General features: G+C 33.0%; 20 protein-coding genes and 1 CRISPR repeat array. Of the genes, 10 read left to right on the top strand and 10 right to left on the bottom strand.

Annotated features, from left to right (window positions below; all coding sequences use genetic code 11):
* Positions 1 to 12: 12 nt before the first annotated feature.
* Entirely contained in the window at positions 13 to 249 is a 237-nt protein-coding gene (locus QMD61_06370) for an MTH865 family protein (GenBank protein MDI6724254.1), read from the bottom strand.
* 282 nt (positions 250 to 531) lie between these two features.
* A complete protein-coding gene (locus QMD61_06365; protein MDI6724253.1) occupies positions 532 to 930 on the bottom strand; it encodes a pyridoxamine 5'-phosphate oxidase family protein in 399 nt (132 codons plus the stop codon).
* Positions 931 to 1,540: 610 nt separating this feature from the next.
* Between QMD61_06365 and QMD61_06360 the strand changes: the two genes are divergently transcribed.
* Positions 1,541 to 2,314: a winged helix-turn-helix domain-containing protein gene (locus QMD61_06360; protein ID MDI6724252.1), complete on the top strand. Its 774-nt coding sequence runs from the start codon at positions 1,541 to 1,543 to the stop codon at positions 2,312 to 2,314.
* Position 2,315: 1 nt separating this feature from the next.
* Here the strand turns inward: QMD61_06360 and QMD61_06355 are convergent, their stop codons facing one another.
* A complete protein-coding gene (locus tag QMD61_06355) occupies positions 2,316 to 2,981 on the bottom strand; it encodes an ATPase (protein ID MDI6724251.1) in 666 nt (221 codons plus the stop codon).
* Positions 2,982 to 3,309: 328 nt separating this feature from the next.
* Here QMD61_06355 and QMD61_06350 point away from each other — a divergent pair, with 328 nt between their 5' ends.
* Positions 3,310 to 4,239 carry a hypothetical protein gene (locus tag QMD61_06350; protein ID MDI6724250.1) on the top strand — a complete coding sequence of 310 codons (930 nt, stop codon included), beginning with the start codon at positions 3,310 to 3,312 and terminating at the stop codon, positions 4,237 to 4,239.
* Positions 4,240 to 4,249: 10 nt separating this feature from the next.
* Here the strand turns inward: QMD61_06350 and QMD61_06345 are convergent, their stop codons facing one another.
* A complete protein-coding gene (locus QMD61_06345) occupies positions 4,250 to 5,080 on the bottom strand; it encodes a DUF368 domain-containing protein (GenBank protein ID MDI6724249.1) in 831 nt (276 codons plus the stop codon).
* 218 nt (positions 5,081 to 5,298) lie between these two features.
* On the opposite strand from QMD61_06345, the gene QMD61_06340 reads away from it, so the two are divergent.
* Entirely contained in the window at positions 5,299 to 5,907 is a 609-nt protein-coding gene (locus tag QMD61_06340) for a DedA family protein (GenBank protein ID MDI6724248.1), read from the top strand.
* Between the two features lie 24 nt (positions 5,908 to 5,931).
* Here QMD61_06340 and QMD61_06335 read toward each other — a convergent pair whose 3' ends face one another.
* The 4 genes from QMD61_06335 to aroD all read right to left on the bottom strand — a co-directional run bounded on the left by QMD61_06335 (position 5,932) and on the right by aroD (position 8,110).
* A complete protein-coding gene (locus tag QMD61_06335) occupies positions 5,932 to 6,270 on the bottom strand; it encodes a DUF3147 domain-containing protein (GenBank protein MDI6724247.1) in 339 nt (112 codons plus the stop codon).
* Positions 6,271 to 6,572: 302 nt separating this feature from the next.
* Positions 6,573 to 6,770 (bottom strand): YwbE family protein, encoded by a 198-nt coding sequence (locus tag QMD61_06330; protein MDI6724246.1) that lies wholly within the window; start codon positions 6,768 to 6,770, stop codon positions 6,573 to 6,575.
* A gap of 49 nt (positions 6,771 to 6,819) precedes the next feature.
* Positions 6,820 to 7,458, bottom strand: coding sequence for a S24/S26 family peptidase (locus QMD61_06325; GenBank protein ID MDI6724245.1), 639 nt, complete (start codon positions 7,456 to 7,458; stop codon positions 6,820 to 6,822).
* 4 nt (positions 7,459 to 7,462) lie between these two features.
* Positions 7,463 to 8,110 (bottom strand): type I 3-dehydroquinate dehydratase, encoded by a 648-nt coding sequence (gene aroD, locus QMD61_06320; protein ID MDI6724244.1) that lies wholly within the window; start codon positions 8,108 to 8,110, stop codon positions 7,463 to 7,465.
* Between the two features lie 200 nt (positions 8,111 to 8,310).
* Here aroD and QMD61_06315 point away from each other — a divergent pair, with 200 nt between their 5' ends.
* The 4 genes from QMD61_06315 to QMD61_06300 all read left to right on the top strand — a co-directional run bounded on the left by QMD61_06315 (position 8,311) and on the right by QMD61_06300 (position 11,855).
* Entirely contained in the window at positions 8,311 to 9,048 is a 738-nt protein-coding gene (locus QMD61_06315) for a hypothetical protein (GenBank protein MDI6724243.1), read from the top strand.
* A complete protein-coding gene (sucD, locus tag QMD61_06310) occupies positions 9,045 to 9,905 on the top strand; it encodes a succinate--CoA ligase subunit alpha (GenBank protein MDI6724242.1) in 861 nt (286 codons plus the stop codon). The genes QMD61_06315 and sucD overlap by 4 nt, the downstream gene beginning before the upstream one ends.
* Positions 9,906 to 10,030: 125 nt before the next feature.
* Complete coding sequence (hmgA, locus tag QMD61_06305; protein ID MDI6724241.1) at positions 10,031 to 11,242, top strand: hydroxymethylglutaryl-CoA reductase (NADPH); 1,212 nt, start codon at positions 10,031 to 10,033, stop codon at positions 11,240 to 11,242.
* A gap of 34 nt (positions 11,243 to 11,276) precedes the next feature.
* Complete coding sequence (locus QMD61_06300) at positions 11,277 to 11,855, top strand: TIGR00267 family protein (GenBank protein ID MDI6724240.1); 579 nt, start codon at positions 11,277 to 11,279, stop codon at positions 11,853 to 11,855.
* Positions 11,856 to 11,873: 18 nt separating this feature from the next.
* Here QMD61_06300 and QMD61_06295 read toward each other — a convergent pair whose 3' ends face one another.
* The gene (locus tag QMD61_06295; GenBank protein MDI6724239.1) at positions 11,874 to 12,719 is read right to left on the bottom strand and encodes a TatD family hydrolase; all 846 of its coding nucleotides are present in this window, start codon (positions 12,717 to 12,719) and stop codon (positions 11,874 to 11,876) included.
* 18 nt (positions 12,720 to 12,737) lie between these two features.
* A complete protein-coding gene (aroE, locus tag QMD61_06290; GenBank protein MDI6724238.1) occupies positions 12,738 to 13,586 on the bottom strand; it encodes a shikimate dehydrogenase in 849 nt (282 codons plus the stop codon).
* A gap of 207 nt (positions 13,587 to 13,793) precedes the next feature.
* Here aroE and QMD61_06285 point away from each other — a divergent pair, with 207 nt between their 5' ends.
* The 3 genes from QMD61_06285 (at position 13,794) to hisI (ending at position 19,862) form a co-directional block, all read left to right on the top strand.
* Complete coding sequence (locus tag QMD61_06285) at positions 13,794 to 14,456, top strand: RNA ligase partner protein (protein MDI6724237.1); 663 nt, start codon at positions 13,794 to 13,796, stop codon at positions 14,454 to 14,456.
* Between the two features lie 76 nt (positions 14,457 to 14,532).
* Positions 14,533 to 17,741: a CRISPR direct-repeat array (repeat unit 30 nt; unit sequence ATTTCAATCCTAAAATAGTCTGATTTAAGC).
* A gap of 422 nt (positions 17,742 to 18,163) precedes the next feature.
* The gene (hisS, locus tag QMD61_06280; protein ID MDI6724236.1) at positions 18,164 to 19,459 is read left to right on the top strand and encodes a histidine--tRNA ligase; all 1,296 of its coding nucleotides are present in this window, start codon (positions 18,164 to 18,166) and stop codon (positions 19,457 to 19,459) included.
* A gap of 4 nt (positions 19,460 to 19,463) precedes the next feature.
* The gene (gene hisI / locus QMD61_06275; GenBank protein MDI6724235.1) at positions 19,464 to 19,862 is read left to right on the top strand and encodes a phosphoribosyl-AMP cyclohydrolase; all 399 of its coding nucleotides are present in this window, start codon (positions 19,464 to 19,466) and stop codon (positions 19,860 to 19,862) included.
* Positions 19,863 to 19,866 lie beyond the last annotated feature (4 nt).

Here is a 19,866-nt window from a genome sequence, read left to right as displayed (position 1 = left end):
GGATTATAGAAACTATAATGCTCTGTTAACAATAGTATCGGCTACTTCTTCAGCATTTTTAAATGGGAAGTCGTCGGCTTTAAGTACCTGTCCAGCATTTCCTGCTTTTAATTCTAGATTTCCGGATTTACAGGTAGTTTCTGCGCCATCTGGCATTGCACTAATTAGTTCTTCTGGTGTTTCTATCGGGAAATTCGCCCCTTCAAGCGCTCCTATAATTTGGTTTTTTATTTCTTCTTTCACACCCATTTTCTCACCTCTTTTTGTTTAAGGCATGAATGCATTTGCATCTTCACCAGGCTTAACTATAGTTAATTAGAAATATATATTTAATCGTCATTAAACTGTAGTAAATACATTATAATTACCTAAATTATTGTAAAATTTAAATTGTAACAGAAATTATAAGGTTAAAATTTAATTAAAAAAGACATAATAGTGGTTGTTCTAATTAATATAAATAAATTTAAAAATCTGGAAATAAAATAAAGATTTTTTTAAAATAAAAATAATTAAAAAGGAGTAAATTGTTTAATCTACTTTTTTACCCGCATCAGGGCCTGGTTTTACAGAATAGATCTCCTCAACTTTAAGTAAAACTGCAGCTTTTGGAGATAATTCGCTCATCACGCTCTGGGCCCAATCTACTGCGTCGTCGAAATATTTGCCTGAAGTATGGATTTCTACCGTTCCTTTAAACTGATATGGACATTTTGAAGCATCTCTTGGAACTAGACTTGCCTTTGGATTATTTTCAAGGTTTTCACGGGTTTTATTCATGTAATTATCCACTATTAATATAGTCTCCTCGTCTAGAGGCCTTGCAAATCCTATCGGAACAACATTGGGTGTTCCCTTTTTTGTTGCAGTGGCAAAAAAAACTACATTCTCCTTTTCTACAGCATCCATCATTTCATCAGTCATTACCACCTAAATCACCTTTTTGAAATTTTTTCCAGTATATAATATTAATTAAAAGGAATATATAATTAATGTAGAAAAAATAATGGCTGTTTATTGGTAATTATTTGTGAATATTGCATTAGGAAGATTAAAACTACTTAAAAGCGGCAATAATTTTAAAAATAGATTTTTAATTAAAATTGACTTTTAAAACAAGCTATAAATATTGACTCAGCGTTAAAATACTTAAATATGTATTAAAAATAATAAAGAGTAATGAAAAAATAAGTTATTAGATTAAACATAATTATTCTGCGTCCATCATTTCGCCGTATTCTACTTCAATCTGGCATCCTTTAGGACCGCAGCAGAAGTGCTGTAACTCAAATTTTACTTCCATTTTTTCACCTTGAAAAATCTTGATTTTTATGGTTAGAAAATCTCGAGCTGCAAAAATCAGAGATTTAAGCATGAGAAACTGTGTTTCTTTGCACCAAATACATGGTGTTTTATGAGTTTTCTCAACCTCATCTTACTTTGTTAGACTATAAATATATACTTAATGGTTATAATATTATACATGGTATTTTATATATAATATTTGATTTTATTATAAAATGCAAATCAGGTGATTGGAATGTTAAGTGAAAAGGAACTCCATAACAAAGAAATGTCGGAGATAAAAGAAAAACTTGCAACAATGCACCATGATATTAAACTCTTAATGGAAAACCATAATCAGCAATATCTTGATTTAATACGTGTAAATTCAAAAAAAGATTTCATCAATGCACTTAAAGAATATATGGGTCATGATATTGAACATGGTCTTGAAAGGGGAATGGTTAAAAAATGTGATATGAAAAATGAATGTAGAGAAAGGTTTACAGGATTTCTACAAAATAATGCATGTCTTATTCATGAAGATAATGTCACTGAAAAGACTATTAACCAAAATCAATCAAATTTAGATGAATTAAAATCAACAGCACCGTATAAAAAATGTGAAATCTGTTTTTTAGAAGTAAATGACTTATTTAAAAAGCAAATAAATTTAATGAGAGCTCTTCGTATCTACAGCACCAATGAGGAGAAAAGACAGGATATAGCGCTGATATGTGAAGAATCCATTGTCAAAGAAGTACTTGAACCTTTATCTAACAAGCAGAGACTTCAAATCATTAAATCAATGGCAAATGGAACCAGAACATTTTCATCACTTTCAGAGCTAACAGGACTGAGAGGGGGTAATCTGCTCTTCCACATTCAAAAACTTCTTGACTGCGGAATTATAATCCAGAGGCATGAAAGGGGTGATTACATGCTTACTGAAAAAGGATACAGTCTTTTAGTTGCTCTTAGTGAAATTAATTGTCTTTTAGATGAAGAAAATTCTCTAAAAACCGAATAATTTATTCATTATGTATAAATAGGGCTGATTTTAAAATATTTTCCCTTACATCTGGAATTAAGCTTTCTAAAAATTTTAATAAATCTTCAGGACTATTATATTTTTTTTCAGGAATAATATCTTGCTCTATTCCTTTCCATGAATATATCCATGATTTTGGAACATTGATAAGGGGATATATTAACTTTTTATCTTCATATGTTTCGTTTGAACTTATTAATTCTATTTTTGCACCATTTAGCATTAAATTTAGTATATTCTCTACTTCATCATCCAATGTAATGGATAAAGCGATTGAATCAGCATTTAAATCTGCTGCTTCACCAATATTATCACCATAAACAATTTCGACGCCGTATTTTCTTTTATAGGGTTCCAAAATTGTATTAAGGGTGATATTAACAGGATCATCATTTTTAATTAAAAAAATTTTCTCTTTAGGAGAAATACAATGGGCTAAATTCCTGGAAGCCCTCATACATATTTTTTGAAATATTTTGGAGCGAACAACTTCAATTTCTGGAAAACTTTTTTTAAACAGTTCTTCTTTCTTTCTTGAAAATCTTGAAAGCTTTAAATTATTTATAAATATTTCATCATTGATTATGCTCACAAATCGCGTATCAACACCAATTTTTTGCAGAGATCTGACCATATTTTTATCCATTTTATCACGAATGTTTAGAATATAATTAAACTTAATTTGTTTATTTTAAATATTATATGTTAAATAGAGTTTTGATTAAAATGGTAGATTTTTTAATTTGAAATGTGTAGCATGCAAACACTTCGTGTTTGCTGTTACAAATTCTTCGATTTGACAACATTTCCTGAAACACAATAATTCGAAGAATTTTTTAAGTTGAGAAAATCGGAGATTTTTCGAACTTTCGAAAATAAAAGCTCACAAAAACGTATTTTATTGTGGTGTCAAAATTTTAAAATTTTGACAAATTTTTTAAGCATCTAAAAAGAAATTTAGATGGGGGATTATAATGTTTAAACTATTTGGGAAAAAATCAAAGGAAAAAGATAGGGAGATTCTTGAGATAGACCTTCATGAACCTGTAGATTGTCTCTGTGATTTTACATATAATTTTTACTGGCAGCATAAGGGCGAAAAGCTTGATCCAAGCTGGAAAATCCCGGGCAATGAATATACTTTTTCTGATTTAGTTGAACACCTTAAAAAAGGGAATGATGTTAAAATAAATGGAAATGCAGGGCATCGCTTATGTTCCAGCATGGGTGTAGACTTAAAATTCTTCGGCGGCTCAGGTAAAGAAGTCAATGTTGGAAATGTAATTGTAGATGGGGACGTTGATACACGAATGGGAATAAGCATGGTTAAAGGATCTATTTACATTAAAGGAAACGTTAAAGACCCCATAGGAAATCTAGTTGAAGTTAAATCAGATATGCAAGGATACAGAAAATTTAAATCCATCACTGATATCTTAATGAACGGTCTTGAAGGCGATAAACTTAAAGGCAGTCAACTTACAAATAATGGGATTTTAATAGATGATGGAATTATAAGAGATACTGTAGGCTCTAGATTAAATAAAGATGCACAAATAGTTGTTAATGGAAATGTTGATTTGAGTACCGGTATTTTAATGAGGGATGGGACTGTCAGGGTCAATGGAAACGCTGGTAAAAATACAGGTGCCTTATTAAATGGAGGAACAGTAATTATTAATGGCAACTGCGATGATTTTACAGGAATAGATATGATTAAGGGATCTATTATTGTAAATGGAGATGCTGGAAAGTTTTTAGCAGCAAATAAAAAGAATGGAACTGTATTTGCAAAAAAAGGAAGTCCTATACCTCCAACTGAAGAAAGAAATATTAACAGTGAAGATAGTACAAAGCTTCTAAAAATTGGATTTAATCCAAGGGAATTTAAAAAATTTGAATAAATAAAAAAAATTATTTTTTGTTTATATTTGAAGATAATGGATGGCTTTCAAATCTTTTCTCTAAAATAAAGACTATGACGAATCCAATAACAGCAGCAATCACAATAGGGATTGGTGATTCTATACTAACAACTATTTTTTGGTAGGGGAGTCTAAGAGTACCAATCATTAGACCAACCAGAAATGCCATGGTAACTGATTTATGATGAATCAATAAATAATCTAAAATTCTTGAAAAAGATAGGATCCCAACCAAAGCACCAGCCACAAATGTGATGATTTCTATAAATTGTAAATTGTTTAAGGCATTTATCATGTATTCATACTGGTTTAAAAGAAGTAAGACAAATGCTCCAGAGATTCCAGGTAATATCATTGCACATATGGCTACAGAACCTGATAGAAAAATTACGGGCAGAGAATGATTCGCTTGAATCGGATTTAAACCAACAAATATAACTGCGAAAATAAAACCAAGAACTACAAACGTTATATTTTTTATATTAAGTTCATCAACATGATTATAGACAAAAATTGCTGATGCAAGTATCAGACCAAAGAAAAAAGCGAAAGTAATTGCAGGATAATTGATTAAAAGGAATGATATAACCTTTGACATGGTAAGAATTGCAAGGCCTATGCCTAAAAGTAATGGAATAAATAATTCAAAATCTATTTCTTGAACTGCATTTTGTTTAAATCTTTTAAAATCTCCTTCAAAAAGGTATAATATAAATTTAAAATCTATTCGACTTATTGCATGTATTAATCTTTCATAAATACCTGTGATTAATGCAATGGTTCCTCCAGAAACTCCCGGAATAACATCGGCTGTTCCCATGAACAGGCCCCTTAAGAATATAAGAAATGTTTCAATATTGAGTTTGATAAGTTTCATTTTAGCACCTAGACATGTTATCCTGTATTAAGAAAAAAATATAATCCTAAAATTAAATTTAGAATGCGTTTATGATTATAGTACTCTGTTTAATATAATCTTTTGTATTATTTAGTAAAATAACTAAAATTATATATCATCAGATTAATTATTTTAATCCTATGATAAGTGTACTTGATTATGTAAGTCAAATAGCTATTAATCTAATTGAATATTTAGATTATTGGGGCGTTTTTTTGGGAATGACCATAGAAAGCGCTTGTATACCGCTTCCCAGTGAGGTAATTATGCCGTTTGCAGGATATGTTGCATGGGAGGGTCAGATGACCTTTTCAGGAATAGTAATTGCAGGTGTTCTGGGAAATTTATTAGGTTCATGGATAGCTTATTTTGTTGGATCGATAGGTGGACGGCCATTTTTGGAAAAATACGGTAAATATTTCCTTATAAGCCATAGAAAACTTGAAATGGCCCATGACTGGTTTGAAAGATATGGACATGAGGCAGTTTTTGTAAGCAGAATGCTTCCAATTGTTCGTACATTTATATCTCTACCTGCGGGTATTGCTGAAATGAATTTTAAAAAATTCACTGTTTACACTATTTTAGGTTGTATTCCATGGGTTGCTTTTTTAGGTTACATAGGATTAATGTTTGGCCCTCATTGGGAAACAATAAGGAGCTATTTCCATATTCTGGATATATTTATTGGAATGGGCATTGTAGCAGTTATTATTTACATTATATATCACTACAGGGGTAAAGAATAAGCTGATTAATTTCCCAATAATTTTTTAATATCTAAAAACAAGAATAGAAGCAATTAACATATAAACAATTATTCCAGTAGCTAAAGCAATCCAAAAATTATATTTTGGCAGCAAATAAAGTACAATAAGTAGATATATAATCCATATGGGAGTTAATAGAAGTAATCCTTTAACGTATGATGTTACAGCATCGGAACCTGATGCAGAATATATGGTAAATAATGTAAATGCAGTCACAACTGGAAACATTGCAAAAAACGCAGCTACCAGTCCTCTTTTCTCACTTCCGAAGTATGTAGCTAAAGTAACAATTAGCCCACCTAAAATAAAATAAATTAAATATTTTGAGAATGTTTCCATCATTTTATGACCTTGAAATAATTCTTTATTATAATATGATATAAATGTTAATTATTTTTTAGTTTTTAATGAAAAATTAGACAATAAAGGACATTTTTTTTGTTAAAAAGGAATTATAGGCCCTAAAGGATGTGGAATCTTAATGGATTTTGATTTTTACCGGGGAAATTCAAAAAAAAAATGATTGTATTGTTAATTATAAAAATCATATCACGTAAAAGGGGGTAAAGAGGGTTAAGAGACCTGCTGAATTAGGATAATATATATCTGGGCTACAAAGTTCAAAATGAGTTTAGAAGAAGTATTTATTTCTTGATAATTTGCTTTACTCTACCAATCCGGCCATCATTTAATTTTACTTTAATTCCGTGGGGATGAAAAGACGAATTTGTGAGTATATCTTTAACTGTTCCTCGAGTCAACTTTCCTGAGCGTTGATCTTTTTTTAAGACAATGTAAACTTCAGTTTGGGGAGATATATCCTTTCTGTATTTTCCATTCATTAAAATCATCTAATAATTAAAATAAATGAGGGAAATAGGTTTCTTCCCTCTAATATTCTTTTACAACTCCTATTACCTTGTCTTTTGAAAGCCATGTATCAAGAGGAGTCTTTTTTATAGTCTGAATTTCCACAGCACCATCCGGAAGAGGTGTTTCAGTGGTATAAACTTCTACTTGTCGGTTGTCGCTCATTAAATAGACCCTATTTCCTTCAATTTTTTTTAATCTTTTGACAATCATGCCATAATCCGGGTGAAAAGCAACTACAATATCTTCTACCTTTATGTTCTTGGTTTTTAAAACAATTATGTCCTGGCCATCCTGTAAAGTTGGAACCATTGATGTTCCACTTACTGTGGCAGGCATTGGAAGTTGATCAGTTCCAAATTGTGATTTGATAGTAACGTCAGCGGTATAATTATATTTTTTGGCAATGGCTGATAAATCCTTTTTAATGCTTTCAACAGAACTATGGGGATCCTGTATATCTTCCATAGCCTTCCTTTCCATTTCAGCCGTCATCTGTGGAGGAGTTTCAAAAAGTGAAGATGCTTGAACATCCACACTTGTCCCATCAGTTTTCAGGGTTATATCAACGTTGCTCATTCCCTGGGTAATATAAAAAGCCGAACTTGCTATAATGCCTATTATTATAATTCCTATAATTAACCATGACCTTGTTTTCAATTTATCACCGCAAATTTCCTAAAATATTTCTTGTTGTTTCAATATCCAACTGTCCCGGGGCAGATTCTTTATCTATTGATGCAAATGTGATGGGAGAACCAAAAAGTGGTGCAACCACTCTTGTATATTTGCCAATTTCTCCCATAGATATTCCAATTGTGTTTTGAACTTCTAAAAGTACTTTTAAGACAGTTAGGGTATCTTTATAATTTTTGGCCATAACGGCAAATTTTGCTATATCTCCAATTTCTTTTTCCTTTTTAACCACATCCAAAAGCTCCTCAAATGTAGGGGTCTTTTTGAAATCGTGGTATGATATTATATTTGATTTTGAAGCTTTTATAACTTTCCCTCGGAGTTTATCATGTGTCTGTAATTCAATATCAACTATATCTGCGTATTCAGCGGCTTTAATAAGTATGGAAATCCTTTCTTCTTCCGTTCCACTGAAAAATCCACCTTCTGACTTTATTCGATTGGTAGCGATTATTGGGTGGTCAATATCTATTATTAACTGTTGAATTTCACTGGAATCAGGATTTTCCAGAGTATCAATTCTAAACTCTAAAATATCAGCTCCAAGATCAATTGCCCGAGCAGCAGATTTAAGAATATACTTGGATTCTTTTTCCATTATAGGGGCACAAATCATCGTTTTTCCTAACACATCAATACTACCTTGTCATTTTTGGAGATCTTTCAATATTTATTAAACTAATATTTATAAATTTCATTTATTAATCTCTATTATTTTTTTTAAAGTTTATTAAATATTTCACAAAATCTTTAAAAACAAGTTCATCAAAATATAGCTTATATAAAATTACATGTTTAACTATTAAAGGTGATCAATTGAAATTAACTGCTATTGGTGCAGATATCTCAATAAATGATGTTTCTTGCAGCTGCTCTCTTATTAGGAATATAGAAAAAGATATCCCTGAATTAATAGATTCAGGAGCTTATAAAGCAGCTTTAACTAATATTACTGGAGATGACGTTGTTATAAGCGCATTTGTTGAGGATGATAAGCTTGAATCCGTTAATTCTAAAATAATTGAGATACTCCGAAAAAATGCAGAAAATCTTGGAGATATAGAAGGAATATCAGAGACATCAAAGGGCGCAGGAGAGGGTATTTCTTATGCTGAAGCTAAAATAAGGCAGGATAGATATCCTGACGCTGTTATAATAGCTTTTGACACTTATGGTGGGGAAGAAATTGTTGGTAAAGTTGCTGATTCAGTAATGAAAGCAGCTAAAGGCATGGACAACGTTAATGATATTGGGGGTGGAGGAGTTGATGGAACTCTTAAAATCCCAGGTATAGGCTATGTTTCAAACCAAACAGATGATCCGGTTGTGGTTGCAACAATAGATGATATTGAAAGCGTTGGAACTGTAGCAGGGGCCATGGTGGGTGCTGCAATAGGTAATCAGCACGTTCGTCTTGTAAGAAGAGGATCACCATCATATGTAATTCCGAGAGGTATTATAATGTCAGTTTCTGCTTTTATGAATGGAAATGTAATGGATTTAGCAGTACCTCTCTCAGAGAGAATGAAAGTTTCAGGAGAGGTGATTAGATGATAATTCTGAATGAAGATACAAGATGTATAGTACAGGGAATCACAGGAAAGCAAGGATCTTTCCATACTGAACATATGCTTGATTATAACACGCAGATAGTCGCAGGAACATCACCAGGGAAAGGGGGTCAAAAATTTGGCCCGGTCAATGTATATAATTCAATAGCAGAGGCAAAGGAAGAACTGGATATTAATGCATCAATAATTTTTATCCCTGCACCATTTGCAAAGGACGCTGCATACGAAGCCATTTCACAGCTTGACCTCGTTGTAATAATAACCGAACATATCCCTGTCCAGGATTCAATGCAGATTGTAGAATATGCAAAAAGAAATAATACTGTAGTAATAGGTCCTAATACTCCTGGAATTATATCTCCAGGCGTTGGAAAGCTTGGAATCATGCCTACACATATATTTGATAAAGGTAACATTGGAATAGTATCAAGAAGCGGTACTCTCACATATGAAGTCGCATACCAGATAACAAATGCAGGTATGGGTCAAAGCACATGTTTAGGCATAGGCGGAGACCCTGTTGTTGGATTGAACTATGCAGATGTACTGCAGAGGTTTGAGGAAGATGATGAAACCGATGCAATGGTTATGATCGGTGAAATAGGCGGTAATGCAGAAGAAAAAGCAGCAGAATATATAGCTAAAAAAATTTCCAAACCAGTCATAGCTTACATTGCAGGGGTTACAGCACCTCCAGGAAAAAGAATGGGACATGCAGGGGCCATAATTGAAGGAGAAAGTGGAACTGCAGAAAGTAAAATGAATGCCCTAAAAGAAGCAGGGGTAAATGTCGCATCCAGGCCATCTGAGATCGTAGAAATTATAAAAAACATGTTATGATAACATCCATAACATAACTAAAATTTATTTTATATAACTTTCATATAAAATACAATATCTTGATTTAATGATTATTAAAAGTAATTTTTAGTTTTTAACATATTAAAAGGTATACTGGTGAAATTATGGTTGATGAAAGAGAAATTATAGATAAAATCAAGAAGGGGGAAATAAAACTTCGTGAAATTGAAAAATACACTGATAACATTGATGAAGCAGTAACGATCAGACGAAGTTTCATAGAAGAAGTAAGCAACTCCAAAATTGAACATTTATCAAATTATTCCATCGATATGGAAGCCGCCTCTAAAAAGAACATAGAACAACCAATAGGTGCCATTCAAATCCCTGTTGGAATCGCAGGGCCACTTAAAGTTAATGGTGATTATGCAAAGGGTGAATTTTACGTACCCCTCGCAACAACTGAAGGGGCACTTTTAGCATCTGTAAACAGAGGATATTCTGTTATAGCTGAAGCAGGCGGTGTCACAACCAAAATTATCGACGATAAGATGACAAGAGCACCAGTTATAAAGGCCAAATCCGTGTCTGAGGCACTTGAAATTAAAGCATGGATTGAAAGGAACTTTAAAGAGCTTAAAAAGGCAGCGGAAGTAACTACAAGACATGGAAAGCTTATAAAAATTGACCCTATACTTATAGTCGGCAGGTATATCTATCCTAGATTTGTGTTTACAACTGGAGACAGCATGGGCATGAATATGGTTACAATAGCAACTGAAGCAGCTTTAAGCCTTTTAACACATAAAACTGGCGCCCATATAGTTGCATTAAGTGGAAATGTTTGTGTTGATAAAAAACCCTCTTCCTTAAACCTTGTGGAAGGAAGAGGTAAAAGTTTTGTCGCAGAAATCCTCATTCCTAAAGAAATAGTTGAGAAAAAACTTAAAGCTACAGCTGGAGCCATTGTAGAGGTTAACACCTCTAAAAATCTTATAGGATCTGCTATTTCTGGAAGTATGGGCTTTAATGCGCAATACGCAAACATGATTGGAGCTATGTTCTTAGCTACAGGCCAGGATGAAGCCCACATAGTTGAAGGAAGTATTGGAATAACCACCGCATCAGAAGAAGAAAATGGAGACCTTTATTTCTCAGTTACACTTCCAGACGTGCCTGTTGCAACTGTGGGTGGTGGTACAAGTATAGATACAGCCCGGGAATGCCTTGAAATCATGGATTGTTATGGTAATGAGAAGGTTCATAAATTCGCAGAAATCGTTGCAGGGACTGTTCTCGCCGGAGAGCTTTCATTAATGGGTGCATTAGCTGCAGGACATCTTGCAAGGGCGCATAAGGAGCTTGGAAGGGCTTAAACCTTATTTTTTGTTTAAAGGAGAAAAATAACAAATGAACATAAAAGAATTCATTGAAGAATACCTTAAAATGAGCAGATACGTTGCACTGGGTACCATGGATGGAATACTCGCTGTTATGGGTGGAACACTTGCAGCAAGTGGTGTTTCAGCCGCTGGTGGTGTTGAAATATCCAATTTTGTCGTAGGATTAACTGGACTTAGTGTTGGAATTGCTTTAGCCATGTCCAATGCTTTTGGTTCCTTTATTGGTGAAAGGGCTGAAGAGTCCCGAACACTTCGTGAACTTGAAGAAAAAATGATGTTAAATGAAGGTGAGCTTGATGATACCCTCATTCACCAGCAAGCCAAAAGAAGGATTTACATGAGTATGTTTACCCATGGATTTTCAAGTTTTATAGGTGCATTTGTTCCTGTGGTGCCTTTCTTAATAATTGGAGATAGAATGACAGCTCTAGTAACAACTTTAGTTGCCTGTTTCATCGCACTTGTTGCATTAGGTATATATCTTGGTAGAGTTTCCAGAGAAAGTCTTTTAAAGACAAGTGTTGAAATTGTGATAATTGGTATTGCTATCAGTGTAATATCTTTCTTAATAGGCGGCAGTCATTAAAAAAAAATAATCTTTTTTTTATTCAAGTTCAATTCCATAAACCTTTTCCACATTTTCCACATGAATTTTGTAAGCATCTTCTTCAGTTAAAATACCCTTCTGCAGCAAGTCTTTTGTACGTCTAGGCACAGTTTTAGGGCCCAGAACAGCTCCGGGCCGGCTTTTCATGTCAAGATAGTCAGTTTCCATAAGGAAGTTATTTCCTTTTTTAATCCCCTCAACTATAACGCTTTTGGTTGCAATAAGAGATGGTGTTAATCCATGATTTTCATCTGGAGCTACAAGAGGTCCGGAAAAATGTTTTATAACCTTGTGTCGTTTTAAACCTGCCTTATCGGCCATTTCTGCAAATTCTAAAAACTGCTCTTCACCAGCACTTTCTGTGTGGAGCTGAATAGCACAGTCAGCATCTGCTGCAAGCTCCATTGCATATAGAATAATTCTGTTGTGGACTTCCATCTCTTCAGATGAAACTTCATAGTGAGGTCTACCGATTTCCCCAATTCCAATTGCTTTTCCTTCAATAACCAGTTTCTGTGCAGATTCTAATGTTTCTATCATCATCTTTTCTGCAGTTTCAAGTTTCACGCCGTTTTCAACACGTCTTGAAAGCTCTGCAGGATGGGCTCCAACTACTGGAAAAGCTTTAACCTCTGTATTATTGTTTATTTCTTCTGTATATTTTATAACAAGTTGCATTGCCTTATCAAAATTACATGAAGCTCCAACTGTCCATGTAGGTTTATTTGGAATTATCATCACGCTTCCTCCAGCTCGATGAAATTTTTTTGCAACTTCAAGGGGACCTTCACCATTTTTAGGGTCAACATGTATGTGATTGTCTGTTATTTTGATGTTTTCCATAAAATCTCCTTTGATTAATCATTTTATCTGCTTTTTAAGGGCATTCTCAAAAACATCTAAAGGAGGATTAACGCCAGTCCATATTTTAAAGGACTCCATGCCCTGATATATTAGCATTTTAATTCCTGAAACGGTTTTTGCACCTGCTTTTTCAGCTTCTTTAAGAAGTCCTGTTTTAAGAGGATTATAAACGATATCATTGCAAATTAGATCTTTACACATCATTTCAGCTTTAACAAGAGGTTCCTGATCTATATTGGGATACATGCCGATGGGTGTTGTATTTATTAGAATATCAGCATTTAAAAGTTCTTTTTTAAGTTCTTCTCCAAGATCAATGGTTTTAACATCAGCATTTAATTTTTTGATAAGGTCTTTTTGAAGTTTTAATGCATTTTCAGGTGTTCTATTTCCAATGACCAGTGATTCTGCACCATCAATAAGTATCTGGAATGAAACCGCACGAGCCGCTCCTCCCGCCCCTAAAATAATAACTTTTTTATTTTTAACGCTACTAACTTCTTCAATTGACCTTACAGCCCCTATTCCATCAGTATTATATCCTTTAGCCTCATCATCACCAAATTTGATAGTATTAACAGCACCTATAAGCTCTGCAGGTTTATCCAGGACATCTAAGTATTTAATGACTTCTGTTTTATGGGGGATTGTAACATTGAGTCCTTTTATATTCAGGGCTTTAGCACCAGATATTGAATTCCCCAGAGATTCTTTTTTCACGTGATAAGGAACATAAATGTAATCAAGATTTAAATGCTTAAAAGCAGCATTATGCATTGGTGGAGATAAGCTGTGCTCCACAGGATCACCAATTAATCCAACAACATTTGTTTTACCGGTTATCATTATCATCACACTATACTAATTCAATAGAATATTTTATATCACTCGATTTATAAACTTTTTAAAGTTAATTTAAGAAATAATCTATAAGAAATTAAAACAGGATTAAAAGAAAATATAATAACCATATTCATTTAATAGCATCAGCTGACATAATAATAGATAGACTTTATTAATTTGTAAGATGAATTTAGGGATTGAGGGGATAAAATGCCTGCAAAACAAAGGTTTGTTTTAGATACAACCGCATTTACGGATAATCAGCTTAGAGAAGAATATGGTGAAGGAGAACTGATAAAAACAGTTGATGTTTTGGTGGATTTAATAGCAGAGTCAAGAATAAAACTAAACATGAGCTGTCACATGCCCCCAATCACTTATAAAGAATTTATAAATTATATGGGAAGATATGAGTGCCCTGAGAGCATACTGGTTAAGGCTGAAACATGGATAGTTAAAAAAACACCTAACAGATATGACACAAAGATACCTTCAGAAATTTTCTATGAATACGTGCATGATATGAGGGAACGTATGAATAAAGGAATGAGGATATCTGAAAATGCCATCTGGGAGGCGGCTGTTGAATCAATGGTTAGATTATCAAGAGGCGAAGCCAAAGCTGAAATTGAAATGGAAATAATTGGAAACGCCATAAAAGACTTCAGAAAGCGTTACAGGGCAGCTTTAAGGAAAGGGACCCTTGACAGCGCGCCAGATCTTGACGTTCTACTTCTTGCAAAGGAATTGGGTGCAGGTGTTGTAGCGGCTGATGAAGGTATTAGGGTATGGGCAGAAAGGCTTGGACTTAGATTTTTGAGTGCAAAGTCGTTCCCTAAAATGCTTAATGAATATTTGAAGTATTATGAATAACAACCTTTTCCTTGAAAAGGCCGTCGAAAATTTTTCAAGATATCAAAAAATCCTCGCTTTCAAAAATCTATGATTTTTGATAGAGCTAAAATAGTCTGATTTAAGCCCCTAATACAGATGATGTATTTACCCAGTTTGCTATGATTTCAATCCTAAAATAGTCTGATTTAAGCAAGATAATCTAAATACATATATCCTGTATTACTCGATTTCAATCCTAAAATAGTCTGATTTAAGCCCTTATAACCACCCATTAAATATGCGGTTGTTAATCCATTTCAATCCTAAAATAGTCTGATTTAAGCTGCTGTTGCTTTTTCAAATACAATGTCACCTTTGTTCATTTCAATCCTAAAATAGTCTGATTTAAGCTTTATTACCAAACTGCAATAATCCATTATATCTAGTAATTTCAATCCTAAAATAGTCTGATTTAAGCAGTTTATCATGAAATGGGACATGTTCTGCATCCAGAAATTTCAATCCTAAAATAGTCTGATTTAAGCTTCTTCTCCATCAACCAGATAATTTAATATTTCCTCATTTCAATCCTAAAATAGTCTGATTTAAGCGTGAATGTGCATGGATTAACGTCCATGCAAGAAATTATTTCAATCCTAAAATAGTCTGATTTAAGCCCTTTATAAACCAATTATACATTTCAATTAAAGTAATTTCAATCCTAAAATAGTCTGATTTAAGCCTGGTATTCATTTGAATTGCTGCATCTTTTAATGCATTTCAATCCTAAAATAGTCTGATTTAAGCTCACCACGATTTGCAAGTTGATTTGGTGCAACTGCTGAATTTCAATCCTAAAATAGTCTGATTTAAGCATTATCGCCAAACATCAAATCCCACCATATCTAATATTTCAATCCTAAAATAGTCTGATTTAAGCTACAACAGTGCCTTACATCATGCCTTTAAATAAAAATTTCAATCCTAAAATAGTCTGATTTAAGCTACTCCAATATAGCGTATGTAGATACGTTAGACTCATTTCAATCCTAAAATAGTCTGATTTAAGCTTCAATGAAACAATTTAAAGGCATCAGAAGAATTCATTTCAATCCTAAAATAGTCTGATTTAAGCTAATATCGTCAGCTGTAAGGATTTCATCATCATCTAGTTTCTATTTCAATCCTAAAATAGTCTGATTTAAGCCCTGTCCCTGTATTTACTGTATAATTTTTATAATTTCAATCCTAAAATAGTCTGATTTAAGCCAGGAAACTACATAATGAGATACGAACTGGATGACAACAATTTCAATCCTAAAATAGTCTGATTTAAGCATTTCACACAGAATGTGCAGATGTAGGGGCAATAAGATTTCAATCCTAAAATAGTCTGATTTAAGCCAAGGATTTAACAAGGTATAATAATCTACTGCAACAATTTCAATCCTAAAATAGTCTGATTTAAGCTAGATGCAGTACCAGTTAACTATGATGTTGGGGAAAATTTCAATCCTAAAATAGTCTGATTTAAGCATGTGTTAAGCATAATATATCCCGATACAATCATTTCAATCCTAAAATAGTCTGATTTAAGCTAAGCACGCAGACATCACAGGACAATACAGCTTAGCAAATTTCAATCCTAAAATAGTCTGATTTAAGCGTAAAAGTCTTGTTCCTATCATCAATATTTATGACTTATTTCAATCCTAAAATAGTCTGATTTAAGCCAGTTGATAGATTAAAACCGTATAAAAAGAATTTAATTTCAATCCTAAAATAGTCTGATTTAAGCTATCACATAAATCTCCTAATAGAATAGCATAACCATTATTTCAATCCTAAAATAGTCTGATTTAAGCTTTATTACTGAATTAGAAACAGCTCTTATTAGTAAGATTTCAATCCTAAAATAGTCTGATTTAAGCCCAGTATTTGTTAAACTCTGCTTCAAAACTTCCTGTTATTTCAATCCTAAAATAGTCTGATTTAAGCCTAAATATCATGACTACGCCATAATGCACTAGTATAAATTTCAATCCTAAAATAGTCTGATTTAAGCTACTACTTCAGTGGTACAGGAGCGTATCTATCACAATTTCAATCCTAAAATAGTCTGATTTAAGCTTATGTACCCCTGGCTCTATACTCTCCAATTTAATAAATTTCAATCCTAAAATAGTCTGATTTAAGCAGGAATACCGAATTTTAGTGCAATACTTTCCAGGGATTTCAATCCTAAAATAGTCTGATTTAAGCCCAATAATCTTCTAAATTACCGTATTTTATATGCCAAATTTCAATCCTAAAATAGTCTGATTTAAGCCAGTTGATAGATTAAAACCGTATAAAAAGAATTTAATTTCAATCCTAAAATAGTCTGATTTAAGCTATCACATAAATCTCCTAATAGAATAGCATAACCATTATTTCAATCCTAAAATAGTCTGATTTAAGCTTTATTACTGAATTAGAAACAGCTCTTATTAGTAAGATTTCAATCCTAAAATAGTCTGATTTAAGCCCAGTATTTGTTAAACTCTGCTTCAAAACTTCCTGTTATTTCAATCCTAAAATAGTCTGATTTAAGCCTAAATATCATGACTACGCCATAATGCACTAGTATAAATTTCAATCCTAAAATAGTCTGATTTAAGCTACTACTTCAGTGGTACAGGAGCGTATCTATCACAATTTCAATCCTAAAATAGTCTGATTTAAGCTTATGTACCCCTGGCTCTATACTCTCCAATTTAATAAATTTCAATCCTAAAATAGTCTGATTTAAGCAGGAATACCGAATTTTAGTGCAATACTTTCCAGGGATTTCAATCCTAAAATAGTCTGATTTAAGCCCAATAATCTTCTAAATTACCGTATTTTATATGCCAAATTTCAATCCTAAAATAGTCTGATTTAAGCGATAACGATATAATTAACAAGGCTACGGAATTAGGTAATTTCAATCCTAAAATAGTCTGATTTAAGCCCCGCCTCCCTAACAAGTGCGGAGACTAATCTTCCATTTCAATCCTAAAATAGTCTGATTTAAGCTAGTCATTAATTCGTTTATAATTTCATTGTCTTTCATATTTCAATCCTAAAATAGTCTGATTTAAGCAGAATTATCCCATCTTGCGATTAATAAAACGTTGCCATTTCAATCCTAAAATAGTCTGATTTAAGCCTGTTGAAGGCACGTAAGGGTCTGATATGATAGGTATATTTCAATCCTAAAATAGTCTGATTTAAGCCTTCATCCAATTCGTTTTCAAACTCTCTTATTTCACAATTTCAATCCTAAAATAGTCTGATTTAAGCAGGGCGGAAATTTGCTCTATTTCCTTAGATTCTTTCTCTCCATGTCCCTATAAATACATTGTTATTGTCGATCCCCAATTCTAGAATCTCTTTATATGGATCAACGACCTTCAATTTGCCATTATTTATGCAAAATATAAAATCATATTATACTTATATCCATTTAAAGTTTAAATAGTGAGGTATGTAATTAAATAAGTTTTAAGTAATCTTTATAGCATATTTAGGACTTAAATAACTTTATGTTATTTTAATATTACTCTTTAATAATCCGGCACAAACGATCAATTAATATAAACTCTAAGAGTTAAAATAATTAAAGTAATCGTATTAAATGAAATAATAAACTAATTAGTTAAGATACATGAAACTTTTGTTTCTTAAAATCATGTTTTATCTATTTATCAAGCAAGGTGAAGTTAATGGAAATATCAAGACCCAGAGGAACACGAGATTTTCTATTTAAGGAAATGGAAAAGAGAAAATACGTTGAAAACACATTACGCAGAGTATTTGAAAATTATGGTTATGGTGAAATAAAAACACCAATATTTGAGGATCTCACCCTTTTTACCACAAAATCAGGAGAGGCAATTAAAGAAGAAATCTACCACTTTAAAGATAAAGGAAACCGGGATTTAGCACTCAGGCCGGAGTTAACAGCTCCAGTTGCAAGGCTTTACCTCAATGAACTTCAGAGACATGCAAAACCAATTAAAATGTACTATTTTGGCAGCTGTTTTAGATATGAAAGGCCTCAAGCCGGTAGATTCCGACAATTCTGGCAGTTTGGATGTGAATTGATTGGAGGAAAGTCTCCAGAGGCAGAAGCAGAAGTAATTACCATGGCGGCTCATGCCTTAGAAGAACTTGGATTAAAGGATTTTGAATTCCATATTGGAAACCTGGGAATTATCAGAAGTCTTTTAAGCGATGCTGAAGTTGCTGCAGGTGATCAGGAAAAAATAATGGGTTTGGTTGATAAAGGCGATGTTGAAGAACTTGAAAATTTGCTGAATAACTTAAATGTATCTTCAATCCTTAAAGAAACCCTTTTAAATCTGATTGAAATGAAGGGACATAAAGAAGTCATAGAAGAAGTCAGAAGCGTTGTAGAAAAGTGTAAAGGTGCTTCTAAGTCTTTGAATGATCTGGAAGAGCTTTTAAATACTCTTGAAACATTTGGATTTACAAATTACATTGTAAATCTCGGTATAGCAAGGGGACTGGACTATTACTCAGGAATTGTATTTGAAATTTATGTACATGGACTTGGAGCACAAAAACAAATAAGTGGTGGTGGAACCTATAATTTAATAGAAGTGTTTGGCGGCGAACCAGTGGAATCCACAGGATTTGCCTTTGGGTTTGACAGAGTTATGGGGGCACTTGAAAAACAGAATACAGAGATTCCAATTAAAGGACATGTAGATATATTTGTCGCGCCACTATCTCAGGAAATGAGGGACGAGGCGTTTAAAATAACCCAAAATTTGAGGAAAAAAGGTATCAAAACTGATGTAGATCTTGCAAAACGAAAAACTAAGAAAATATTGTCCTATGCAGACAACTTGGGAGCAAAATATGTAGTTTTAGTCGGTGCAAGAGATATAGATGCTGGAAAAGTAACATTAAAAAATATGAAGTCTGGAGATCAGCAACTGGTTGATTTAAACGACTTATACACAAAATTACATCAAGAAATTGAAATGAGATGATCATATGAATATAGCAGAAAGCGGTTTGAACTTCAGACATAAAGTAGGAGATCAGGAACTGGTCATAGCAGTCGCTCAAGATTATAAGACCTCAGAGGTTCTCATGGTGGCATTTATGAATCGTGAAGCCCTTCAAAAGACAATAGATGCAAAAAAAGCACATTACTGGAGTACTTCACGCCAGAAGATATGGCTTAAGGGAGAAAGTTCAGGAAACTTCCAGGAAGTGAAGGAAATACTGGTTGACTGTGATGAGGATGCTGTTCTTATTAAAATTAGCCAAAAAGGTGGAGCCTGTCATGAAGGTTATGAATCCTGCTTCTTTAGGGAATTAAAAGATAATAAATTAGAAATTGTTGGAAATAAAGTTTTTGAACCAGATGAAGTTTATAATAAGGATTAAACAA

This window comes from Methanobacterium sp., from assembly GCA_030017655.1.
Classification (GTDB): domain Archaea; phylum Methanobacteriota; class Methanobacteria; order Methanobacteriales; family Methanobacteriaceae; genus Methanobacterium_D.
The sequence above is the reverse complement of the archived record's forward strand: the minus strand, read 5'-3'. Positions and strand labels throughout refer to the sequence as shown.